At 44.3% G+C, this 2,583-nt stretch carries 2 protein-coding genes; one reads left to right on the top strand and one right to left on the bottom strand.

Annotated elements, in window-relative coordinates; all coding sequences use genetic code 11:
• The first annotated feature begins 29 nt into the window (after window positions 1–29).
• On the top strand, window positions 30–434 hold the full coding sequence (fur, locus tag A3761_RS10575; protein ID WP_068514042.1) for a ferric iron uptake transcriptional regulator: 405 nt from the start codon (window positions 30–32) through the stop codon (window positions 432–434).
• Window positions 435–608: 174 nt separating this feature from the next.
• On the opposite strand, the gene recN is transcribed toward fur, so the two are convergent.
• On the bottom strand, window positions 609–2,273 hold the full coding sequence (recN, locus tag A3761_RS10580; RefSeq protein ID WP_068514043.1) for a DNA repair protein RecN: 1,665 nt from the start codon (window positions 2,271–2,273) through the stop codon (window positions 609–611).
• Between the last annotated feature and the right edge of the window lie 310 nt (window positions 2,274–2,583).

Raw genomic sequence — 2,583 nt, forward strand, 5'->3', positions numbered from 1 at the left:
AACGCTGTGAATAGGATTACAAATAAATCATGCCAGACAACTCAGAGTTAAAAAAAGTTGGTTTGAAAGTTACCTTACCACGATTAAAAGTATTGGGGCTTTTGGAAGAAGCTGATGAGCACCATATGAGTGCGGAAGATGTCTATAAGGCTTTATTGGAATCGGGTGATGATGTAGGTTTGGCGACCGTTTATCGTGTACTTACCCAGTTTGAGGCTGCCGGTCTGGTCTTGCGTCATAACTTTGAGGGTGGACATGCGGTATTCGAGTTGGCGAAAGATGATCATCATGACCATATGGTCGATACCGAAAGCGGTAAAGTTATTGAGTTTCTAGACCCTGTTATTGAAAGGCGTCAGCATGAAATTGCAGAAGAGCATGGTTATGAATTAGTCGATCACAACCTTACGCTGTATGTTCGTCCCAAGAAGTAAGATTTGATATTACTGTGTTTTCTAAAGCCGCTCTTTGAGGCGGCTTTTTTTATAAAGAATAATTAACCACAGAGGATACAGGGCGCTACGCTTCACCGAGAAAAAAGAAAAGTCTTAAAAGCTTTTCTCTGTGAAGGCTGAAAGTTGCTCAGTGTTCTCGGTGGTTTATAGTTTTTATGCGGTCTCCAACATCTCCCTGGCATGAGCAAGTGTCTGCTCGGTCATTTCAATACCGCCTAGCATGCGAGCAACTTCCTCGGTTCTGGCTTTCTTATTAAGCAAGTCAATCGAAGAGCTAACTTTTCCGTCAATTGATTTCTTGCTAATGAAATAATGGTTGTCACCTTGTGAGGCAACTTGTGGCAGGTGGGTAACGCAAATGATTTGTCCATTCTTGCCTAGCGATTTGAGTAGTCGGCCAACAATTTGTGCTGTGCCGCCGCCAATGCCTACATCCACCTCATCGAAAACCAGTGTTGGAATGGTCGAGTTTTGAGCGACAATGACTTGAATCGCTAAGCTGATTCGGGACAGCTCACCGCCTGAGGCAACTTTGTTGATGGCTTTGGGGGGCTGTCCAGGATTGGTGCTAATCAGGAATTCGACGGTATCCAGACCGTGCTGGCTTACCTTGCTGTTATCGAGAGGTGTTAGGCTGACGCAGAACTTCACTGACTTCATATCCATCAATGCTAGCTGCTCACATATTTTCTTTTCTAAAGAGCTGGCACACTTTATACGCTTCTGACGCTGCGTTTCAGCTAAGGCCCGGTAAGTGTTTTCCAATTCGATTACTTCAGCTTGCAGTTGCTCCAGATTTTGGTCGCCATTATTAAAGTCATGTAGTTCTTTGCTGAGTTTGTTTTGTATGGTTAACAGCTCAGTGGGTTCACAGCGGTGTTTTCTTGCTAACTGGTAAGCAGTGCTTAGGCGTTCTTCGATTTCTTGCAGGCGTGCTGGGTTGAGTTCAAATGAGTCGATAAAATGGCGTAAATTACTACCTGCCTCTTCAATTTGGATTTGCGCTTCATTCAGCATGTTGAGTGCTTCACTAATCTCATGATTTTCGCTGGGTAGGTTGTGTAGTGATGAGGAGGCTGAAGAAACCATGCTGGCGGCATTAGCATCACCCTCTGAACATAACGCTAGAGCTTCATGTGCTCTACTCAAAAGCAGTTCTGCATTTGCTAGCTGGGATTGCTCTTTTTCGAGCTGCTCAACTTCACCTTCTTGTAGGCCCAGTGCCTCGAGCTCTTCAAGTTGAAAGGTAATGAGGTGAATGCGGGCAGTAATCTCATCCTGGTTGTTTTCAAGTTTAGATAGGTGCTTAGCTTGACTTGACCATTTATTAAAAGCGCTGGAAACCTTGTCTGAGGTACTTTGTAGTTGGCCAAAGTTGTCGACAATCACCCGGTGGTTATCTTTGTTAAGTAAGGATTGGTGTTCGTGTTGGCTGTGAATATCAATCAGTAGCTCGCCAATTGATTTTAAATTCTGTAGAGGGCTAGGGTGGCCATTTATATAGCTGCGCGAGCGGCCCTCGGCTGTGATGACTCTGCGCAATATACATTGCTCGCCTTCTTCCAGGTCGTGGTCTTTAAGCCATTCAAGTGCCTTGGGGTGTTTGTCTAACTCAAAGGCTGCAGAAATTTCAGCCTTGGGCTCTCCGTGACGCACCATGCTCGTATCAGCCCTGTCGCCAAGCGCCAAGCCTAATGCGTCGAGAATAATTGATTTACCAGCTCCGGTTTCTCCGCTGAGTACGGTCATGCCGTTGTTGAATAAAACTTCCAGGTGGTCAGCGATGGCGAAGTTGGAGACTTTGAGTTGGCTAAGCATGGTTATTTTTCCGTGTCTGGATATGCAAATCAAAATTTGCTAAATATTACTGTATCTANAACCAGTTGGTAAAGATAAATATTATTCTTTCAGGCCGAGATTAAATGCAGTTAAAAAATAACTTGGTGGTGACTTGAAACTTTTCAGAGTGGCCCCCATATAGGCACCAACTTATTTATTACTGGCGATGCTTAAGTGCACGTAGAGCATTTGAAAGTCGCTATGTCAGGGTGTGCAGCATGTGCTGCGTAACGTTAATTAGTTTGATTAACTGCTGTTTTGAGATTGATAAGCGAAATAGCAGAGTTGT

This window comes from Oleiphilus sp. HI0123 (genome assembly GCF_001635315.1).